Origin of the sequence: Veillonella sp. VA137 (assembly GCF_003992015.1) — a bacterium.
In the GTDB taxonomy this organism is placed as follows: Bacteria; Bacillota; Negativicutes; order Veillonellales; family Veillonellaceae; genus F0422.
In genome coordinates this window covers 15,553-36,580 of record NZ_RQVK01000010.1, presented here as the reverse complement: position 1 = coordinate 36,580, position 21,028 = coordinate 15,553, and the positions used below count along the sequence as shown (strand labels likewise).

Sequence of the window (21,028 nt, the reverse complement as noted above, 5' to 3'; positions counted from 1 at the left end):
TATGGAATATGTAGCAACGTTTTACTCTCACTTTGGGGCTATCCAATTTGAACAATTTTGTAAGCAAGCATCGATTGCGGTACACTTACAGCCTGTTCCACGTTGGCTTAGCTCATCATGTGGTACATGTGCAATTTTCCAAGTGGATCGATGCATTGTTGAAGACATTCCTGAAGATATTTTAGAAGATATAGAGCAGGTTGTAGAGAAACAAAGAGAAGGATATAGAGAGATCTATAAAAGTAATTGAACAGCTTGCAAACTATATCTCATATAAAATTGATATTAGGCATACATAAACTAGTCTCGCATAATGATAGATTCATTGGAGTACGAAGTAGTTTGTGTATGCCTATTTTTATTTCCATGATTGTTAGTAAGTTATGATGTATATGGATTATGCATATATGGATGCGTAGTATCTGAGATAATTCATATGCCAAAATCTTCATATACATGGTACAATAAGGGTATAGAGATGTCGGAGTAAGGAGGTATAAGTATGCTTATGTTTATGCAAGTGCAACAGCCTAAAACAGTAGAAGAGGCACATGCACTCATGGTGAAGCAAAAGATGGCACCTATCTTAGCAGGTGGTTGCTGGACACGATTGGGAAATCGTAAATGGCCTATGGTAATTGACTTGTCTGAATTAGGTCTCCGTTATATTGAGGAGGACGAAACGGAATACCGCATTGGTGCCATGGCTACACAACGGGATGTAGAGGTATATGAACCATTTAAAACATTCTGTAGAGGAGTGCTCCCAAAAGCTGTGAAAGATATTTTAGGTGTCCAATTTCGGAGTATGGCTACCATGGGGGGGTCGGTAGCAGCGAAATTCGGTTTCTCTGATATTATTCCTGCCTTATTAGCATTACGAGCAGAGGTGCGTTTGTTTGAAGCGGGTCGTATGCCAATAGAACAATACTTAACCTATGGAACAAGAGATTTATTGCTTGAAATCATTGTACCGAAACAAGAAGTACCAGTAGCGATTGAAGCATTACGGAAATCGACTTCAGATTTTCCTTATTTAACTGGATCTGCTCGATTAGATGATCAAGGCTATTCCGTATATATTGGTTGTCGACCAGGAAAACCAGCATTAGCGACGAAAGCTTGCCAGCTTATTAATGAAAAAGGATTGGATGCGTTGGATGAAGCGGTAACCTTGATACAAGAGGAATTATCCTTTCAAAGTAACTCACATGCAGGTGCAGAGTATCGCTTAGAGATGGCAAAAAACATGTTTAAACGATTGGTAAAAGAGGTGGCACAATGGAAATAATGTTACAAGTGAACGGAGTGAAACGAAAAGTTCTCATCGAAACAGATGAAATGTTATTGGAAACATTACGTAACTTAGGCTTTTACAGTGTGCGTTGCGGTTGTGATACAACAAATTGCGGTCTATGCACTGTATGGGTAGATGGAGATCCTATGTTGTCTTGTGCGTATCCTACTTTCAGAGCAGTAGGTCACGAGATTACTACCCTAGAAGGCGTAGCGGAAGAGGCGGCTCATTTGGCGGATTGCTTGGCAGAAGAAGGGGCTGACCAATGTGGCTACTGTACAACAGGCATGATGATGAGTGCCATTGCATTAAGCCGTAAATATCCAAATGCTACGGATGAAGAAATTAAAGCTTACCTAAACAACAATTTATGTCGTTGTACTGGTTATGAATCACATATGCGAGGGATTCGTAAATTTTTAGGAGGCAAAACGATATGAAACATTTAGGACAAAGTTATAAGAAAAAAGACTCCACAACGATTTTAAGTGGTAAAGCAGCCTATACAGAAGATTTTATTCCATCCAATGCCTTATGTATTAAGATACTTCGCAGTCCTCATGCCTTTGCTAAAATTGTAGATATTAATATTGACGCCGCTTTAAAAGTGCCTGGTGTGGAAGCTATTTATACTTACAAAGATGTGCCACAGACTAGATTTACCTTAGCTGGTCAAAGTTATCCAGAACCATCTGCATACGATATGTTGATTTTAGATCAAGTGGTTCGCTATGTGGGGGATGAAGTAGCTTTAGTAGTGGCTGTGGATGAACGGACAGCATTGAAAGCGATGCCTCTCATCAAAGTAAAATATGAGATCTATGAACCTGTATTGGATATGCATACAGCCATCGATCATCCTAGCATCATTCACGCGGAAGATGACTTCCACTATAACTTCCCAGTAGGGGGAGACCCTAAGCGAAACATTGCTTGTTCCTATAGTCATGTAGTGGGTGATTTAGAAGCAGAATTGGCGAAATGTGATTATGTAGTAGAAGAGTCTTACTTTGACCAAGCCACCTTACAATCGGCGATGGAAACTTTTAGGACCTTTGCTACCATAGACCAATTTAATCGTCTTGTGATTACAAGTTCGACACAGGTACCATTCCATATTCGTAGACATGTGGCTCATGCGTTAGGTCTTTCAGCGGCTCAAATTCGTGTTATCAAACCTCGTATTGGCGGTGGTTTTGGCTCTAAACAAACAGGTTGTACAGAAATGTTCCCAGCTTTTGTCACATGGAAATTGAAAAAACCATCCTATATCATATACGATCGTCATGAGGCGAATAACTGCTCCACTAGTCGACATGCACGGGATTGGAAAGTTCGTGTTGGGGCTACAAAAGATGGTATTATCCAAGTCATCGACATGGTAGCAGTATCCGATGCAGGAGCACATGGTAGCCATGCATTGACGACTTTCACAGCAGGGGAACATAAATCCTTGCCTCTATATAACAAAACGAAAGCGATTCGTTATGAATCTAATGTAGTGTACACAAACCATATGCCAGGTGGTGCATTCCGTGGGTATGGCGCTACAGAAGCCTTGTGGCCACTAGAATGTGCTATTACAAAATTGGCTCATACAATGGGTGTAGATGAGATCGAACTACGCTTGAAAAACTTAATTGGTGTAGGAGAAACTGCACAATCATTCCATCCAGGAGAAGTGTTGGCATCTGGTCTATTGAAAGAAGCCATCCAAAAAGCGAAAGAAATGTCTAATTGGGACAATCGTCCAAAATCTTGGAAAATTGATGACCGTCATATGGGCGGTTTAGGAGTAGCTCTGGCGTTCCAAGGTTCGGGGATTGCCAATATTGACTCTGCCTCGGTAGAAGTGCGCATGCTTGATGATGGTACGTATATGTTATTTACTGGTTCTACAGATATGGGTCAAGGTTCCAATACAGCGTTGGCACAAATTGCTTGTGAAACTTTGGGCTGTCCCATGGATATGATGGTTGTTTATGAAGCAGATACTGATGTTGTACCGTTTGATCCGGGCTCTTATGCATCGAGTACGACGTATGTGACAGGGACTGCTACTAAACTAGCTTGTGACGAGTTGAAAGAAAAAATCTTACAAGAATTTGGTCGTCTAATGGAAGTGGATCCAAGCACACTCTCCTTTGATGGGGAAAAAGTGTGGACCGAAGATGGTTCTAAAACAATGACTACTAAAGAATTAGCACCTAAACTTGTGTCAGGCCCGAAAGGACATTACTTAAGCGGTATGGCAACTTGGGGCAGTCAAACATCTCCACCTCCTTTCATGGTAGGCATTGCAGAGGTGAAAGTAGACATTGAAACGGGTAAAGTAACGCCTGAAAACTACTATGCTGTAGTTGATTGTGGTACGATTGTGAATAGAAACCTAGCCACTGTACAAACAGAAGGCGGTGTTGTGCAAGGTATTGGTATGGCATTGTATGAAGAAATTCGCTATTCTTCTCGCGGTGTGTTAGAAACGAATAACTTCATGCATTATAAATTACCAACACGACTAGATACTGGTAATATTCATGTAGACTTTGTGGAATCCTATGAACCAACTGGAGCCTATGGAATTAAATCCATAGGGGAAGTTGTTATTAATACATCTTGTCCAGCTATTCAAGGAGCTATCTTGAATGCTACAGGTGCTGAGGTCACTACATTGCCAATGATTCCAGAACGCGTGTATATGGCGTTACAAGAAAATAAGTAGAGTAAGCAATAGGAGAGTCAAGATGAGTGATAGGAAGTACTGGGAGTCCTTGCTAGAACCTGGGATACTTGCTGTCGTAGGGGCTGGTGGTAAAACAACTGTTGTATCTAAACTAGGTGCTGTGGCAATCAGTCTAGAGCGACCAGTAGTGGTAACGACTACAACAAAGATGGGATCTGAACAAGTGGCTCCTTGGAACCCCTACTATGGGGATGACCTAACACTTGGGGAAAATCATATAGAACAACAATTGGCACAAGGACGGATGGGTTCTTGGTTTCAATCCGTAGCAGGCCATAAGGTACTAGGATTAGATCCAGAGTTGCTAGATAGAGTACAAGAGCGTCATCCAGATTGGTCGATTATCATAGAGGCAGATGGGGCAAAAACCAAGTGGTTGAAAGCCCCTAAGCCTCACGAACCAGTGATACCCACAAACACGGTGACTACCATTGCAGTAGTGAATATGCAGGTCTTAGGCAAACCGCTCACAGAGGACTATGTACATCGCATAGAAGAAGTACAGGCTATCATGGGGATTCCACTAGGGGATAGGATAACTCCAGAAGGAGTAGCAAGACTATTAGGACACGACAATGGTATCTTTCAATATGCTCAGAGGAAACGAATTGTGTTCTGTACAGGATGTGATACGGTAGACTCAACAGTGGTGGATGCATTTTTACGAGCCTTGCAATCCCTTTCATTGCACAAAGTGGTGTTGGCGAATGGATATCGTGAAAATTGTTGCATACAAAGGATACTAACATGGCAATAGGATGTGTATTATTAGGGGCTGGACAATCGAAACGCATGGGATGCGCCAAGCAATTATTGACCTATCAAGGATGCACTTTATTAGAGGTTGCTCTGTCTAAGTATGGTAGGATACAACCGCTAGCAGTGGTCATAGACCCACGTATGGGTGTGGAAGATATGGTGCGTAAGGTGCAGGGGATTCCTGTGCCTAATGAGCAACCACAGTTGGGACAGGGTACATCGATCCGATTAGGGGTAGAGGCCTTATTGCAATGGGAACATACACAGAAAGAGCGACTGGAAGCAATTGTATGTGGTGTGATCGACCAACCTTTATTGGATGGACAAGTCATTGACGACTTGTGTAATGCTTTCAGAGCCATAGGCGACGAGAAAGCCATTGTACAGCCACAGTATGGACCGCATCAAGAACGAGGTAATCCCGTAGTATTTGGGAGATATTGGGCGGATGCGTTACGCTTGATTCCTGGCGATATGGGGGGACGTGTCATTTTGAGGGGCGAAGGGGCACCTCATGTTACATATGTATGGCTTGAAAGGCAACGTACTATGCATAGTGGTATTGATATTGATACGAAGGAAGACTATAACCGTATTGTGAGCGAAGGAGGACCTTATGAAACCAATGATTCTCATCCGTAGCGGTGGAGATGTAGCATCTGGTGCTGTGTATCGTTTATGGCGAGCAGGGTATCCTGTGGTGATTAATGAAATTGCCATTCCTACCATGATTCGTAGAGAAGTGTCCTATGGAAATGCAGTGCACCGAGGGGAAATGATTTTAGAGCGCTTGCGCTCACGTCATGTAGCCTTACAAGATGTAGAAAAATTGTTAGCTAGCCGGGAGGCCATTCCTGTGGTCACTGAGCCTTATGAAACTGTATTAGCTACGATACAACCAGCTATCGTGGTAGATGCCATTTTGGCGAAACGAAATGTAGGGACTCAAAAAAGTGATGCTTCCTTAGTCATTGGATGTGGTCCTGGATTCAATGCTGGTAAGGATGTGCACGTGGTTATTGAGACTATGCGTGGTCATACCTTAGGACGATGCATTTATGAGGGCCCCGCCTTAGCGAATACGGGAATTCCGGGCAATGTGGGAGGCTATACGCATGAGCGAGTGATTAAGTCCCCAACGGAAGGTCTATTTGTAGCGAAAAGCCATATTGGAGATCAAGTAGAGGCGGGTTCTATCATAGGCTATGTAGAGGATGTACCAGTGCATGCAAAAATTACCGGCACTTTACGAGGTATTTTAGCCTCTAATATATTAGTAACGAAAGGCTTTAAATTAGCGGATGTGGACGCACGATGTGAAGAGAGCCATTGCTTTACTATATCAGATAAAGCATTAGCTGTCGGCGGTGGTGTGATGGAGGCCATCACTGCTTGGGAATATGAGCAGATAAAGGAGTAGTACCATGAATCTGATTGATATTGCGCAAGAACGTATGGCAAAGGATGAATCATCGTTGATTGTAACGATTTTATCTGGGGAGCGACGAGGCGATAAAGTGATGTATAGCCATACTGGTGAAGTGGTGTATGGCAATGCTATTGAAGGCTTTACAGTACCTCAAAGAATAGAACCACAATTATTTTCTATTGAAGATATGGAATGTTTTCTACAACCAGTAGAAAAAGATCCAGAAGTTCTCATACTAGGGGCTGGTCACGTAAGCCGTTGTGTGGCTGACCAATTTTTATTCATTGGTTGTGGCGTTACCGTAGTGGATGACCGAGCGGAATACTTACAAGAAAACTTTTTTGATTCTCGTGTGAAACGAGTGCATTTAGACTTTACATCATTACAGGATAATTTGAATCTTCATGCCTATACGGGCATTGTGGTAGTCACTAGAGCTCATGAGTTCGATAGCATGTGCTTGCACCAAGTGCGTCATGTGTTACCAACCTATGTGGGTGTGATGGGCAGCCAAAAACGTATTTTCCATGCTTTTGAAGTGTTGAAAGAAGAAGGTTGGACACAGCAAGAGTTAGATATGTTATATGGCCCTATTGGCTTAGATCTAGGAGCCCAAACACCAGAAGAGATAGCACTATCCATCGTAGCAGAATATATGGCGGTGTCTTATCGTAAACAAGGTGGTTTTTTATCAAAGAAGAGGTACACACATGAAGTATGAGTTTATTGAGTATTTACAACAACATAAGCAAGACACATTAGCAGTGACAACAATTTTAAATACACATGGCTCCACTCCACGGAAAGCAGGGACTACTATGATTGTACATCCTGATGGCTCTATCTTTGGTACCATTGGTGGGGGCCGTGCAGAAAATGAAATTCGCTTAAGTGCTGTAGATGCTTTGCAGAAGAAAGAGGCATTTCGTCGTATCTATGTGGACTTAAACGATGATGTAGCAGTCAAAGAAGGTATGGTTTGCGGCGGTAATATGGACGTACTTATCGAAACTTACCGTGCATAAATCGTAGGTTTACTAGAAAAAAATACCAATATAGGATACAATAAAAGGGTACATGCAAGAGCATGTACCCTTATTTTGTATTAGAAAGGATAGGAGATATTCTATGCTGTTTCAATTACAAACTACATTAGAAACATTACGATTCTTAGATATCGTAGATATTATAGTGGTAGCCACCTTATTTTATTGGTTATATCGATTAGTTAAAAATACAAGAGCCTTAGGCTTATTGAAAGGGTTAGGCGTGTTGGTGGTCATCAATATCGTGGCACACTTCATGGGATTGCATACCATTAGTTGGATTATGCAGCAAAGTGTGGCCGTCCTAATGATTGCTTTGCCGATTGTATTTCAACCAGAGTTACGACGCCTCTTAGAACAATTGGGCAGTGGTACTGGATTTTTTTCATCCCGTACTAAAATTTCTAAAGAAGAGCTCACATCCATTGTGAAAGAAGTTGTCATTGCTTGCCGTAGTATGTCTCGTCGTAAAATTGGGGCTCTCATGGTCTTTGAAAGAAACATGAAGTTAGATGTATTATCCATGCAGGGGACTCGTATCGATGGACTTGTGACCAGTGAACTACTGATGAATTTGTTTTATCCGAAATCTCCTCTTCATGATGGAGCGGTTATTATTCGTAACGGTCGTATTGAGACAGCAGCTAGTTTATTACCTGTCAGTCAAAACCGAGATGTAAGCAAAGAATTAGGCACACGACACCGGTCTGCCTTAGGGCAAAGCGAAGAAAGTGATGCCTTAGTGGTGGTGGTCAGCGAAGAAACAGGACAAATTTCTTATGCCTTAGGTGGACAAATTCATCGTGGTGTTACAGAAGACACATTGCGCACCGTTATGTTATCATTACTTGAGCCAACACCTAGTGCAGTCAGCTCTTTACTTAAAATAAAACGAGGTGAATCGAAATGATGCATTGGATAGTAGGATTAAAACATAATTGGGGCATGAAATTGTTTTGCTTATTTTGCGCCATTGGTATGTGGGTGTATGTCATGAAGGATCAAAACCCTATCATTGAAATGACCTACACTGTGCCGGTACAAGTGCAAAACTTAGACCAAAACTATTTAGTAGAAGGGGTGCCGAGTGAAGTACGTGTTCATTTACGAGGACCTCGTAATGCGATCTTTGATATTAACCCATCTGTATTGAAAGCTTATGTAAATATGAAGAATGCCCGTGTAGGTCAGGAAAACATAGCTATCAATTTTACGGCTCCAACAGGGACTTTCATAGACAGTATAACCCCAGAAAATGTGACCGTTACGGTGGACGAATATATGGTGAAAGAGTTGCAAGTGCAGGCCCAACCATTGGGAACGGTACCGAATGACATTGCCATTAAAGACTCTAAAGTTATGCCTACGACGGTAACGATTTCTGGACCAGCCCACTTGGTAAGCAGAGCATCCTATGCAGTGATTCGCATTAACCTAGATAAACATCGTGAAAGCTTTACAGAAGTAGGGGATATTTTACCAGTAGATTCTGCGGGCAATGTGGTAGAAGGATTGACAATCACACCGAAAGGCGCGCAAATTCAATATGAGCTAGAACGCATTCGGATGGAAAAAAAGGTTCCAGTCCAAACTAATGTAGTTGGTAATGTACCTAGCGGCTATACAGTGAAACGAGTGGTGGTAGAACCAAAAGAGTTGACGATTGTAGGAAAAGAATCTATCCTCAATGGCATTGATGGGGTCAAAACTATTGATATCCCTATCCATGGTGCTACTAGTAGCTTTACTGGTGGGTATAGTCTAGTCTTGCCAGAAGGTGTGACAACAACGACAGACCGAGTTGTGGTGAAAGTAGAAATTGAACCACATATGTAGGAGAGAAACATGTTACGTATTATTAATTTTCGGATACCCGTGCAAGAGGCAGAGCGGTTAGAAACATTACTTGTTAAAAAATATAGCCCATTACAAGGACATATTAAAGCAATTCATGTGGTGCGACGGGCCGTGGATGCGAGGAAGAAACCGCATATTACTTTTGTGTACACTTTGTTTTTAGAAGTAGACCAAGAGCAACAATTGATGAAAAAGTTAAGTCGGCATAAAGATATTACCTTAATGGAGCCTGAAATGCCAGATCCTATTGTGCGTGGTACTATGCCCATGCAACATCGCCCTGTGGTAGTTGGTTTTGGCCCTGCTGGCATGCTGGCAGCGTTTTATTTAGCACGAGAAGGATATCGTCCTATCGTACTAGAACGAGGTCAAGATGTGGATCAACGCACTTTAGATGTAGAAGAATTTTGGAAAACGGGTATGTTTAAACCGGAATCAAATGTACAGTTTGGTGAAGGGGGAGCAGGTACCTTTTCAGACGGTAAATTAACCACTCGTGTAACACATCCAAGACTTCATGAGATTGCTACGTACTTCGTAGAATTTGGAGCTCCTGAAGAAATTTTATATAAACATAAACCCCATGTAGGAACAGATATTTTGCGCCATATGGTCAAAGCTATGCGTCAGCAGATTATTGCATGGGGCGGAGAAGTCCGTTTTGGTGCACAGGTTACAGATATTGAAGTACAAGACCAAGTTGTAACGGGTGTTGTTATTAATGGAACAGAACGAATCCCTGCAGATATTGTAATGTTAGGGGTTGGTCACAGTGCGCGCGATACCTATCGTATGCTCTATGACAGAGGTGTTTATTTAGAAGGGAAATCCTTTGCTATCGGAGTTCGTATCGAGCATGATCAAGATGTGATCGATACGTCACAATATGGCGTGCATCCAGCAGACATTGGCTTAGGAGCAGCAGAGTATTCCTTGGTGTATCACGATAAAGAACAAGATCGTTCTTGTTATAGTTTCTGTATGTGCCCAGGGGGACAAGTGGTTGCCAGTGCCTCCGAAGTAGGTGGTGTAGTCACTAATGGTATGAGTTTATACGCTCGTGACAGTGGGATTGCGAATAGTGCATTGGTGGTTACTGTAGGCCCTCGTGACTTTGGAGAGCATCCTTTAGCTGGGGTAGACTTTCAGCGTAAATGGGAAGAACAGGCTTTTATCGTGGGTGGTCGCAATTACCATGCACCAATTCAGACGGTAGGGCATTTCTTAGGTCGTACGGAGACAAATGACGTACAATGTGAGGCATATAGCTATGAACCAGGGGTCACGCCAGCAGATATTCGTCAATGCTTGCCAGAGTATGTGACGAATACATTAGCGGAGGCGTTGCCATATTTTGGGCGACGCATACAAGGTTTTGATGCGGATCATGTGTGTATGACTGGGGTGGAAACACGAACATCAGCACCACTTCGCATCGTACGAGACGAAAACAGGCTTTCACAGTCCACGAAGGGGTTATATCCTATTGGAGAAGGTGCAGGCTATGCAGGAGGCATCATGAGTGCCGCCTTAGATGGGGCAGAAACTGCCATATTAATTATGAATACATATGGCCCTTTGAAAGGAGAACATCATGAGTAGATTATTCGGTACAGATGGGGTACGAGGTTTAGTCAATGAATTTTTAACGCCAGAGTTGGCCTATCATTTAGGTCGTGCAGCGGCGTCTTACTTTGGTCAATCCGTAGAACGTCCAACCTTTTTAATTGGACGTGATACACGTATTTCTGGAGGTATGCTAGAAAATGCCTTAGCCTCTGGTATTTGCGCTGTAGGTGGAGATGTTATCATTTTAGGGGAAGCACCGACACCAGCGATTGCCTATTTAGTGCGTCAGAAAGGATGTACTGCAGGGGTTGTCATTTCTGCATCCCATAATCCGTATCCAGATAATGGTATTAAGTTCTTTGATGGTAATGGATTTAAATTGCCAGATGCCGTAGAAGATGAAATTGAAAAATTATGTACAGCTAGCGCAGATGATTGCTTGCCACGACCAACAAAAGGTGATATTGGTCAAATCTTCTATCATCAAGACTGGGTGGAAGAATATGTAAACTTCGTAGTATCCACTAGCGATGCCTTAACGGGGTTGAAAGTTGTCTATGACGGAGCCCATGGGGCAGCTTCCTATGTGGGACCTAAGATTCTTCGTAAATTAGGGGCAGAAGTAGTTGCTATCAATGTAACACCAACTGGTACGAATATTAACGACAATGCAGGGTCTACTCATCTAGAAGGCTTACAAGAGGCAGTGCTTCGTGAAGGTGCTCAGGTGGGGATTGCCAATGATGGTGATGCAGATCGTTGTCTAATGGTAGATGAAAAAGGACAAATTTTAGACGGTGACCAAATTATGTTGCTTTGTGGTTTACATTTGAAAGAACAAGGTAAACTAAAAGATAATATGATTGTAGGCACAGTGATGAGTAATATCGGATTCCATAAGGCGGCTAAAGAATTGGGTATGCAAACATGTAGCACAGCCGTAGGAGACCGTTATGTATTAGAAAAAATGCTCGCTGACGGCTACTCTATTGGTGGTGAACAGTCTGGTCATGTTATCTTCTTGGACTACAACAGTACTGGCGATGGCTTATTGACAGCGGTACAAACCTTATCCATCATGAAAGAAAAAGGAAAATCCCTATCGGAACTAGCTGGTTTGATGACGAAATATCCACAATTGTTGGTGAATGTACGCGTCTTAACTAAAGCAGGTTGGGAAACAAATACAGCCATCCAATATGCTATTCGTGAAGCAGAAGAAGAATTAGGTAGCAATGGTCGTATCTTGGTGCGTCCATCTGGTACAGAGCCATTGATTCGTATTATGGCAGAAGGTCCAGACCAAGACCAACTGGATGAATTATGTAACCGTATTGGCGATGTAATCCGCATTGAACAAGGAGAAGCCTAATGTTTCGCTTAGTGACGGATGAAGAAACCTATGAACAAGGCACTTGGAACGATGTAGAAGCAGTGCTACATCAGATTGTGGCAGATGAACGCGTGTTCTTTAGTTTGTTTTGGGACACACCAAAAGAAAACTGCCACTTTGTCCAAGCTATTATGGATGAAGAACATCCGGATCAATTAAATTTAGAAATTGCTTTATCCAAAGATGATCATAATTATATGTATGTGAAGAAGAATGTGACCATACCATGGTGTATGGATACATTGCAAACCATGTGTGTACAAAATCATTTGCCAGATATGAGCGTTTGGGAGTTTGTAGGAGCTTTTTCACAGGGATAAACTTATAAAAAAGAGGAAAGTTGATAATTTTTAATCAACTTTCCTCTTTTTGTATTGGGAACTAATTTGCTGTAGTTCCCTTTATAGCTAGCTATAGATTATTCTACAATAGGTGCTTGCAATAAAGCGTTACCAGTATCCATACCAACTGGAGCAGGACTTACTAAATATAAGCAAAGCACGATGAGGATGGTTAAACCGATGATTAACCAAGAGAATTTACCAGACTTACTGAATCCGTAGTATCCAAACATGCGGATACCGAAAGCACAACCAACGGCAGCAATTAAGGACGCTAAGGAGAATTGGTTTTCTAATACAAACAGTACCATGGTACCAGCAAAAGCACCGATGACTGTGACCATAGGTACAATACGATCAAACGGAGATGGGAAATTTCGTTTCACACCATGAATATAGGAGGAGATTTCCAATCCGAATACACCTAATAGTAAGGATAAGGATGGCCAAATAGCAGTCCAAGATTGACGCATAGCATAGCGATTAGCCCCTGCATAGTAAGCAAACCAAGTTAAGCCCAACATAGCAATCCCCACCAATAGGAAGTACCAAGTATCAGGAATATGACGGTATGCTAAGACACCAACAATAGTCCAACCAGCTGCAAGTAAGGAGGAAACTCCAATTTGTCGTAGGCTAGGACGCTCTGCTTGTGGAATGCGTTTGTATAAGGCTGCACCTAATTCCAAGATAAAGAAGAAAATAAATAAACCGATAGATAAGTGCGGAGATACGAGACTTAATCCAAAAGAGATAACAAGAGGGATCGCTAACTTCCAACCTGGAAAGAAGGTTAACTCTTTAAAATCTAATCGTACATCCTGTGTTTCTAAGGTAAATGTGTTATACAAAGTAAATGTCAACATAAATGACACCACTTCTACGGGTGTGGCTCCCCAATATAATAGGGTTGGTACTAATAAGAAAGAAATAGTAATTCCCGTGAATCGAGAGATAAACGCTGCTACGATACCTATCGTAAAGTAAGGCAGTAGGGCAAAGATATACTCCATGATGAACTCCTTTTCAAAAAATGATATATTCACTTTTAGTATACGTTACTTTGGAACGCATAGCAAGGATATCAATGGATAGATTTTTCCTTAGGAGGCATATCTTTGAGGATACGGCGAATCGTTTCTGTATGGCAACCATAGTGGGTGGCAATTTCGGCTACTGAGAGGGCCTCTTCTTGGTGCAAGGTCTGTATAGTATAGGCGAAGTCGCGAATACGTCGTGCTTTTTGATAGACCCCATGACGGATTAATAGATTACGAATAGTATGATACTTAGTCTGATAGGTGCTCGCTAACTGTTGCAACGTGGTACCTTGTACATAGTCAGAAATAATGGAGTATGTAGGAAGTTGATCTTTATTCCCACGTAATATAATCCCTTGCTCTCGTAATCTCGAGGCAATGGTAGAGGCTTTGACGTCATATAGTTTACCAATATGGATGGTAGAGAGTTTGTGTTGCGTATAGAGCTGACAAATATCATCGATAGGTAAGTCAATGCGTTTCACACTATTTCGTAGAGGAATACCATGACGTTGTAAGACATGAATAATCGTAGAAGGTGCCACCTGTAATTCTCGACCAATCATGGCGGCACTAGATCCTCTATCGTAGGATTCTAGGATATAGGAGATAGGTAGTGCTGTTAGGGAAGGACTAGGGTGAGGTTCTTTTAGGTGCCAATCATGTAAACGGCTATAGATGGTTCGAGGGGACACATGAAAGTGCTGAGCTATAGCTTTGATGGATGTACCACTTTTATAGAGTTGAGTCAGTTCCTCTTTGGGGATATTCGGGGTTCTATTGTGAAAGGGGATCCCATACTCTCGTAGTCGTTGGCAAATAGTACTTTGACTACAGTGTAATTGATCTGCGATAGCTTTGGTAGTTAAGTGCTGAGTTACATAGAGTTGGTACAGTAATTCATAGGGAATCGAAATGATGAACTTTTTTGCTTTGCTCATAATAGGCCTCCTCGTATGCGTTGCTGTTAAGATAGTTTACTTTCAGTATGCATAGAATAGGGCAAGTTGTCTACTCACTGGTAGGAGTGTGTATGACTGGCAGGAAATTTTTCATCACCTATGGAGGAAGAGGACGCCTATCGTGTATAATAAAAAATAGGTTTGATTCTAAAAGGAGATATTATGAAAGATATGATTCATTATATTGCGATGCTACCGGCTATTGCTATCGCAATTTCGATATTTAACTATGCGCAGGCAAAGATGGCTATCCATCTAGGGGATACGACACCGAGACAATGGGGGCGAGATACAATCAATCCCTTTGCTCATATTGACGTACTAGGTATTTTGGTGATGCTTATTGCTAGCGTAGGGTGGAGTAAGCCAATTCCCTTTTCTCCCTATCATTTTAAAAACCCACGCACTGCGATGATACAAATTGCCTTAGCTGGATTAGGTGCTAATATCTTAGTGGCGTTTCTAGCCTATGTGGGAATGTCCATCGCTATGCAAGTCAGCACAGTAAGCACTGGTTTACAAATGGTCATGTCCTATATCGTGACCTTGTGCATAGGCTTTGGGGTCTTTAATATGTTACCAGTACCAGGCTTTATTGGATTTTATGTGCTACTGCAATATTTGCCTTATGAGTGGCAAGAAAAACTATTAGGGGCTCAGCTATGGTTCTTTATCGGAATTCTGGTATTGGGACAATTTGGATTCTTAGGTGCTGTGATTCGTCCAGTATTTGCAGTGATTTTGGGTATTTTTGAAAGTATTGTTCATCTAATCCTGTAATTAATGAATATGTGTTTTGTTAATATATAGATAAAAACAATAGTTAATTATAGAAATAATTCATAATTAAAAATAAATATTGCTAGTGATTCTCAAAGGATGTACAATGTAAGTATTGTAATTTTATATTTTATAGGAGGGTATCCATCATGAAAAAAAGTAAGTTAGCAATTCTTGCATTAGCATTAGTAGGAGCGGTATCTGTGGGATCCAATGCATCAGCACATGGCGTGTGGTTTGCAGAACGCATTGATCAACCAACATTGGTATTAGGAGAAGGCCCTGTAGATAATGCATACGAACCATCCATGGTAAAAAGCTTTGAAGCTTATGATGTAGCATATAATCCACTGGATATGAAAGTAATGCCTCATGAACACAATGTAACTATTGAGAAAAATGAAATGTTAGGTACTACAGCAACTACATTTGACTATGGCTATTTTACAAAAGATAAAGATGGCAAAATGCATAAAGCCATGATGAAAGATGTACCAAATGCGGTGAAATCTACGCATGCTGTGAAATATAATGTAAACTATTGGAATGCGGCAGTAAAACCTGAACGTTTGAACATGCCAATCGAAATCGTTCCAAGCGTTAACCCATTGACATTGCGTAAAGGTGATACTTACGAAATCCAAGTATTCAAAGATGGTATGCCTTATGCTAACGCTCCATTAATCAAAGACGTTATCAATGATTTGACTAATGAAAGCCAAGCTGATGCACAAGGTAAAGCCATGGTAACAGTAGCTGCTAACGGCGTGAACGTAGTAGGCGTAGAAGTAGCATTCCCAACAGAAACAAAAGGGGAACAAACTAAATACTTCTCTAGCTTGTCCTTTACGATTCAGCCAGAGTAAAACGTCACTTGTAACGCTATGCAGTCTGTGGCGTTCTTAACTGAATATAGAAAAGGGAAGAGCACGGCATACCCCCTCTCAAACGGTATTTCATAATGAATCGTCACTTATTAGTTTATGTAGTCTTGTGGCGGTTCTGATTAGATAAAGGGATGACCGCAATACACCCCCTCAGAAACGGTATTTCATAATGTTTCTTCGGAGGTATATTGCGGTCATCTTACGTTAGCTATTATGTAGTCGATAAAGTACTGCCACAAAGACTGCTACGCCTAACTGCATTCCTTTGGGGAAGGTTTGTTTGCGTGTGGACAATGCATAAGAATAAGTTTCAAAATTTATTAACGATTTGCAAAATTTTGTAGTATAATCTAAGTATAGAAGGGTCACCGACGTGAGTTGGGCTCATCTCTTCCTAATATGGGAGGAGGTGGTACTATGATACTATTCGAAGTTTTAATGTTATTAATTCAGTTCGGATTGCTTGTTGTAGCAGTTTTGACTTATATGCAAATGTAAGTGAAAAGCCTAACGTCAAAATAAGTGTTCGCAGCACTTATACACGTTAGGCATCATCACTTTTTTAGTTGTTTGAGATGAGCCTAACGCCTTAGACACGTTGATGGCTCTTCTTGTTTATGTCTATATTCTAGCATACTTCTAAAAAAAATACTACTTGTATCGTCTCTTGCGATGTTATGAAAACTTGTGGCACGCATTGAGTGGTTAAATGAACGAGCGCGACACATTCCTTCACAAACTGATCCTACGGTAGGTTTGCTCCGGAATATGTCGCGCTCGTTTTATATTTGTATAATTCAGTCAATATGGGTGCCACAAGTTTTCTACTCATCACTGCGTTCCTCAGGAGAATGAAAAGTATGGTATACTCCTCACAAACGGTATTTCATAATGTTTGTTCGGGGGCACACCGTGCTCTTCTTGTGTTTGTGTGATTTAGGTAATAAGGAACGCCACAAGGCTGCTACGCCTAACTGCGTTTCTCAGAGGATAGTTTGTGGTGTTTGGTCAGGAGCATGCCATGGGCTTCTTGTATTTGTGCGATTCAATGAATATAGGTGTCGCAAGTTTTCTACGCTTAACTGGGGCCCTTGGAAGAATATATACTAGTAGGAAATTTTAAAGGAGTATAAGTGACAGTTTATGAATTGTATGGATAGGTGGTGCATGGTGTGCTACCGTACTGCATGATAGATGTGGTATAATTTAATTAACGCAAAGAGCGAGGTATATCTATGCAATTCAAGTCCTTTGATGAGTTGAGTATTCAAGATAATTTTATCTTTGAAAAGGTAATGCGTGAGAAGTCAATTTGTAAGGAATTATTAGAACGGGTATTGGAGATTTCTATTCGGGACATTGCGTATATTGAAACGGAAAAAACGATGGAATCTGGCCTTGATGAAAAGGGGATTCGCTTAGATGTGTACGTCAATGATGAGAGAGGAACCGTCTATAATATTGAAATGCAAACATACAAAAATATGCCAGAGTTAATCAAACGGTCACGGTTTTATCATAGTGCGATTGACCACTATTCTATGGAAACGGGCGCTGACTATATGACATTGAATGATTGTTTTGTCATTTTTATCTGTACGTTTCCTATATTTTCTGGAAAGCGCCATAAGTACACGTATACGAAAAAATGTACAGAAGAACTGGGCAGAGAATTGGAAGATGGTTTAACTACTATATTTTTAAGTACTAAGGCACAAATGAATGATGTTTCGGAATTATTGCAGAATTTTTTAGACTATGTAGATGGTAGACCACCAGTAGATGGTTTAGTACAACAGATGGATGAGATTGTGCATGTAGTGAAACAAAGTAAGGAATGGAGGGGTGAGTATATGAAGCTGGAAATGGATCGAAAGAAATATTGGCGTGAGGGAAAAGACGAAGGTATGTTAGAGGCTATTATTGGTATGTTACGTGAAAAATTATCGGTAGAGATGATTGCCCGTATTACCAATATGTCTGTAGAACAAGTGATTCAAATTGGAAAAGAGCATGCGCTCTTATAAATCGTCTCTTGCGATGCTATGAAAACTTGTGGCACGCATTGAGTGGTTAAATGAACGAGCGCGACACATTCCTCCACAAACTGATCCTACGGTAGGTTTGCTCTGGAATATGTCGCGCTCGTTTTGTATTTGTGTAATTCAGTCAATATGGGTGCCACAAGTTTTCTACTCATCACTGCGTTCCTCAGAGAATAGTTTGTGTTGTTTGTTCGGGGGCACACCGTGCTCTTCTTATGTTTGTGTGATTTAGGTAATAAGGAACGCCACAAGGCTGCTATGCCTAACTGCATTCCTCAGGGCTCTTATTACTACTTCACATGCGAAATATCTTTGTTATAGTTTTAATATATAACACACTATCTTTTATACATATTATACAAATCTCTACCTAAGGAGTATAGTATAGACATCAGATTGATACTTATCGATGTACACTATATGGAGGTGTTGTATATATGAAATATTCTGTAACTGGATTCCCACGTATTGGGGCGAAACGAGAGTTAAAATTTATTACTGAATCTTATTTCCGTGGCTATGTGAGCCTAGAGGATTTGACGACGGTTGTGAAAGAGCAACGAGAGGTACAATGGAAGGTACAACAAGCGGCTGGGGCAGATTTCATTCCATCCAATGATTATTCCTTATACGATGGCGTGCTGGATACAGCTTTCACGTTGAATGCGATTCCAAAACGGTATCTAGACCTTGGATTAGGAGAAGTAGATACATACTTTGCGGCGGCTCGTGGTTACCAAGGTGAGAAGGGCGATGTGAAAGCCTTCTCCATGAAGAAGTGGTTCAACACGAACTATCACTACTTGGTGCCAGAAATCGACGATGATGTGAACTTGCAATTGAGGTCCACAGACTTTCTAGATGGGTATCGTCAGGCGAAATCATTAGGTATCGAAACGAAACCTGTCTTGGTGGGTCCTTTCACATTCTTGCAATTAGCAGACTTTAGAGGTACTAAAGGTATCGACGACGTGGCGGACGACGTAATCGCAGCCTATGCGGATATATTCAAGGCAGCCAAAGAGGAAGGCGTATCCTGGATTCAGCTAGACGAGCCGTACTTGGTGTATGATCTTAGTGAAGCAGATGTGGCATTGTTTGCTCGTATCTATGAAAGCTTGCTCCTACAAAAACAAGGCTTACATGTATTATTGCAAAGTTACTTCGGAGATATCCGCGATGCTTATGAAGTAGTGACAGGGCTTGACTTTGACGGCATTGGCTTGGACTTCATTGAAGGGAAACAAACAGAATCCTTAGTGAAATCCCATGGATTCCCGAAAGGTAAATTACTCTTTGCAGGCTTAGTAAACGGTAAAAACATTTGGCGTACTGACTATAAAAAAGTGTTGGCAAAGGTAGATGAATTAAGAGCAGCTGGCATCGATGTGGTGCTTAGCACATCTTGCTCCTTACTGCATGTGCCATACACCGTGGCGAACGAGCCGAAATTTTCACAAGAGGTGTTACAACATTTCTCATTCGCCTATGAAAAACTAGGGGAATTGAAAGAAATCGCCGATCTAGCAGAGCTTTCAGAGTATACATCTGAAGAAGCATTCCAAGCGAACCAAGCGTTGTTTGCAAAATCCGAACTTCGTACCGATGAAAGCGTGCAACAAGCAGTAGCAGCCTTGGTAGAAGAAGATTTCAATCGTCCACAAAATATCAAAGAACGTCAAGCGGCGCAAAAAGCCATCTTCAAACTACCATTGTTGCCAACTACAACGATTGGCTCCTTTCCACAAACAAAGGCCGTAAAAGAAAATCGTAAATTGTTCCGCCAAGGTGAGATTTCTGAAACGGAATACCGTGCAAAAGCGAAAGAGTTCATCAAAGACTGCATCAAGTTACAAGAAGACATCGGTTTAGATGTACTAGTGCATGGTGAGTTCGAGCGCAATGACATGGTGGAATTTTTTGGAGAAAACTTAGATGGCTATGTGTTTACGTCTAATGCGTGGGTACAGTCCTACGGCACACGTGGCGTAAAACCGCCAATTGTGTTCGGTGACATCAAACGAAAGCAAGCAATCACCACGGATTATAATGCGTATGCTAGCAGCTTGACAGATAAAGAAGTAAAAGGCATGTTGACAGGTCCTGTGACTATCTTGAATTGGTCCTTCCCTCGTGAAGACATTTCCACGAAAGAAATGATGTATCAAATCGGATTGGCTATCCGTGAAGAAGTACTTGACCTAGAAGCGGCAGGTATTCGTATTATCCAAATCGATGAGGCAGCCCTTCGTGAAAAGTTGCCATTGCGCCGTGTGGACTGGTATAGCGATTACCTAGACTTTGCCATCAAAGCATTCCGTCTATGCCATGCAAAAGTGAAAGTGGAAACGCAAATTCATACGCATATGTGCTATAGCGAGTTTGAAGATATTATCTCTGAAATCGATGCCATGGATGCAGATGTGATTACCTTCGAAGCGTCACGATCCAAATTAACATTGCTAGATGCATTATTGGAAAATAACTTCCAAACAGAAGTAGGCCCTGGTGTATACGATATCCACTCTCCACGAGTACCAAGCGTAGAAGAAATCAAAGAAGTCATACGCTTGATCGTTTCAAAAATCCCAGTAGAACATGTATGGATAAACCCAGATTGCGGATTGAAAACTCGTGGCGAAAGAGAAACCGTAGCTAGTTTACAACACATGGTACAAGCAACAAAAGAGATTCGAGCAGAATTGGGTAAGTCATAAGACTATGATGTATCTAGCTCATTAGAGAGATTGACAAACCGCAAATGAAGTTTTAGAATAAGTATAGATAGTAGTCGGTATAGAGACGTTAAATCTATAATAAGTGGTCGGAGTGGAGACTGAAAACCCATTTCAATTGCAGTGGGAACTGTGAAAAATTCCA

The 21,028-nt window shown here is 41.4% G+C and carries 21 protein-coding genes; 19 read left to right on the top strand and 2 right to left on the bottom strand.

The features are described 5' to 3' along the window. Position 1 precedes the first annotated feature (1 nt). The 14 genes from EO116_RS06020 to EO116_RS05955 all read left to right on the top strand — a co-directional run bounded on the left by EO116_RS06020 (position 2) and on the right by EO116_RS05955 (position 12,413). A complete protein-coding gene (locus EO116_RS06020) occupies positions 2-250 on the top strand; it encodes a DUF3343 domain-containing protein (RefSeq protein WP_127161069.1) in 249 nt (82 codons plus the stop codon). A gap of 252 nt (positions 251-502) precedes the next feature. After that, the gene (locus EO116_RS06015) at positions 503-1,291 is read left to right on the top strand and encodes a xanthine dehydrogenase family protein subunit M (protein ID WP_127161068.1); all 789 of its coding nucleotides are present in this window, start codon (positions 503-505) and stop codon (positions 1,289-1,291) included. Further along, on the top strand, positions 1,282-1,737 hold the full coding sequence (locus EO116_RS06010; RefSeq protein WP_127161067.1) for a (2Fe-2S)-binding protein: 456 nt from the start codon (positions 1,282-1,284) through the stop codon (positions 1,735-1,737). Before EO116_RS06015 ends, EO116_RS06010 begins: the two co-directional genes overlap by 10 nt. Continuing rightward, positions 1,734-4,019, top strand: a complete 2,286-nt coding sequence (locus tag EO116_RS06005; RefSeq protein WP_127161066.1) for a xanthine dehydrogenase family protein molybdopterin-binding subunit — start codon at positions 1,734-1,736, stop codon at positions 4,017-4,019. Before EO116_RS06010 ends, EO116_RS06005 begins: the two co-directional genes overlap by 4 nt. Before the next feature lie 22 nt (positions 4,020-4,041). After that, the gene (gene yqeC / locus EO116_RS06000; RefSeq protein ID WP_127161065.1) at positions 4,042-4,797 is read left to right on the top strand and encodes a selenium cofactor biosynthesis protein YqeC; all 756 of its coding nucleotides are present in this window, start codon (positions 4,042-4,044) and stop codon (positions 4,795-4,797) included. After that, positions 4,788-5,441: an NTP transferase domain-containing protein gene (locus tag EO116_RS05995; RefSeq protein WP_127161064.1), complete on the top strand. Its 654-nt coding sequence runs from the start codon at positions 4,788-4,790 to the stop codon at positions 5,439-5,441. Before yqeC ends, EO116_RS05995 begins: the two co-directional genes overlap by 10 nt. Continuing rightward, positions 5,416-6,219, top strand: coding sequence for a selenium-dependent molybdenum cofactor biosynthesis protein YqeB (gene yqeB, locus EO116_RS05990; protein WP_127161063.1), 804 nt, complete (start codon positions 5,416-5,418; stop codon positions 6,217-6,219). The genes EO116_RS05995 and yqeB overlap by 26 nt, the downstream gene beginning before the upstream one ends. Positions 6,220-6,223: 4 nt before the next feature. Further along, positions 6,224-6,949 (top strand): XdhC family protein, encoded by a 726-nt coding sequence (locus tag EO116_RS05985; protein ID WP_127161062.1) that lies wholly within the window; start codon positions 6,224-6,226, stop codon positions 6,947-6,949. Continuing rightward, complete coding sequence (locus tag EO116_RS05980) at positions 6,939-7,253, top strand: XdhC family protein (RefSeq protein WP_127161061.1); 315 nt, start codon at positions 6,939-6,941, stop codon at positions 7,251-7,253. The genes EO116_RS05985 and EO116_RS05980 overlap by 11 nt, the downstream gene beginning before the upstream one ends. Positions 7,254-7,356: 103 nt before the next feature. Beyond that, entirely contained in the window at positions 7,357-8,184 is an 828-nt protein-coding gene (cdaA, locus tag EO116_RS05975; protein WP_127068299.1) for a diadenylate cyclase CdaA, read from the top strand. Then, the gene (locus EO116_RS05970) at positions 8,181-9,110 is read left to right on the top strand and encodes a YbbR-like domain-containing protein (RefSeq protein WP_127161060.1); all 930 of its coding nucleotides are present in this window, start codon (positions 8,181-8,183) and stop codon (positions 9,108-9,110) included. The genes cdaA and EO116_RS05970 overlap by 4 nt, the downstream gene beginning before the upstream one ends. A 9-nt stretch (positions 9,111-9,119) precedes the next feature. Next, positions 9,120-10,733: an NAD(P)/FAD-dependent oxidoreductase gene (locus EO116_RS05965; RefSeq protein WP_127161059.1), complete on the top strand. Its 1,614-nt coding sequence runs from the start codon at positions 9,120-9,122 to the stop codon at positions 10,731-10,733. Continuing rightward, entirely contained in the window at positions 10,726-12,072 is a 1,347-nt protein-coding gene (gene glmM, locus EO116_RS05960) for a phosphoglucosamine mutase (RefSeq protein ID WP_127161058.1), read from the top strand. Before EO116_RS05965 ends, glmM begins: the two co-directional genes overlap by 8 nt. Then, on the top strand, positions 12,072-12,413 hold the full coding sequence (locus EO116_RS05955) for a hypothetical protein (protein WP_127161057.1): 342 nt from the start codon (positions 12,072-12,074) through the stop codon (positions 12,411-12,413). The genes glmM and EO116_RS05955 overlap by 1 nt, the downstream gene beginning before the upstream one ends. Positions 12,414-12,511: 98 nt before the next feature. Here EO116_RS05955 and EO116_RS05950 read toward each other — a convergent pair whose 3' ends face one another. Together EO116_RS05950 and EO116_RS05945 are read right to left on the bottom strand one after the other, a co-directional pair. Then, positions 12,512-13,447: a hypothetical protein gene (locus EO116_RS05950; RefSeq protein ID WP_127161056.1), complete on the bottom strand. Its 936-nt coding sequence runs from the start codon at positions 13,445-13,447 to the stop codon at positions 12,512-12,514. Between the two features lie 71 nt (positions 13,448-13,518). Next, entirely contained in the window at positions 13,519-14,415 is an 897-nt protein-coding gene (locus EO116_RS05945) for a helix-turn-helix domain-containing protein (protein ID WP_127161055.1), read from the bottom strand. Between the two features lie 183 nt (positions 14,416-14,598). Between EO116_RS05945 and EO116_RS05940 the strand changes: the two genes are divergently transcribed. The 5 genes from EO116_RS05940 to metE all read left to right on the top strand — a co-directional run bounded on the left by EO116_RS05940 (position 14,599) and on the right by metE (position 20,865). Further along, positions 14,599-15,216 (top strand): site-2 protease family protein, encoded by a 618-nt coding sequence (locus EO116_RS05940; RefSeq protein WP_127161054.1) that lies wholly within the window; start codon positions 14,599-14,601, stop codon positions 15,214-15,216. A gap of 149 nt (positions 15,217-15,365) precedes the next feature. Next, the gene (locus EO116_RS05935) at positions 15,366-16,082 is read left to right on the top strand and encodes a DUF4198 domain-containing protein (protein WP_127009045.1); all 717 of its coding nucleotides are present in this window, start codon (positions 15,366-15,368) and stop codon (positions 16,080-16,082) included. Positions 16,083-16,502: 420 nt separating this feature from the next. After that, positions 16,503-16,601 (top strand): putative holin-like toxin, encoded by a 99-nt coding sequence (locus EO116_RS08780; protein WP_370447270.1) that lies wholly within the window; start codon positions 16,503-16,505, stop codon positions 16,599-16,601. A gap of 737 nt (positions 16,602-17,338) precedes the next feature. Continuing rightward, positions 17,339-18,130, top strand: a complete 792-nt coding sequence (locus EO116_RS05930; protein WP_127161053.1) for an Rpn family recombination-promoting nuclease/putative transposase — start codon at positions 17,339-17,341, stop codon at positions 18,128-18,130. 455 nt (positions 18,131-18,585) lie between these two features. Further along, positions 18,586-20,865, top strand: a complete 2,280-nt coding sequence (gene metE, locus EO116_RS05925; RefSeq protein ID WP_127161052.1) for a 5-methyltetrahydropteroyltriglutamate--homocysteine S-methyltransferase — start codon at positions 18,586-18,588, stop codon at positions 20,863-20,865. The last annotated feature ends 163 nt before the right edge of the window (positions 20,866-21,028 follow it).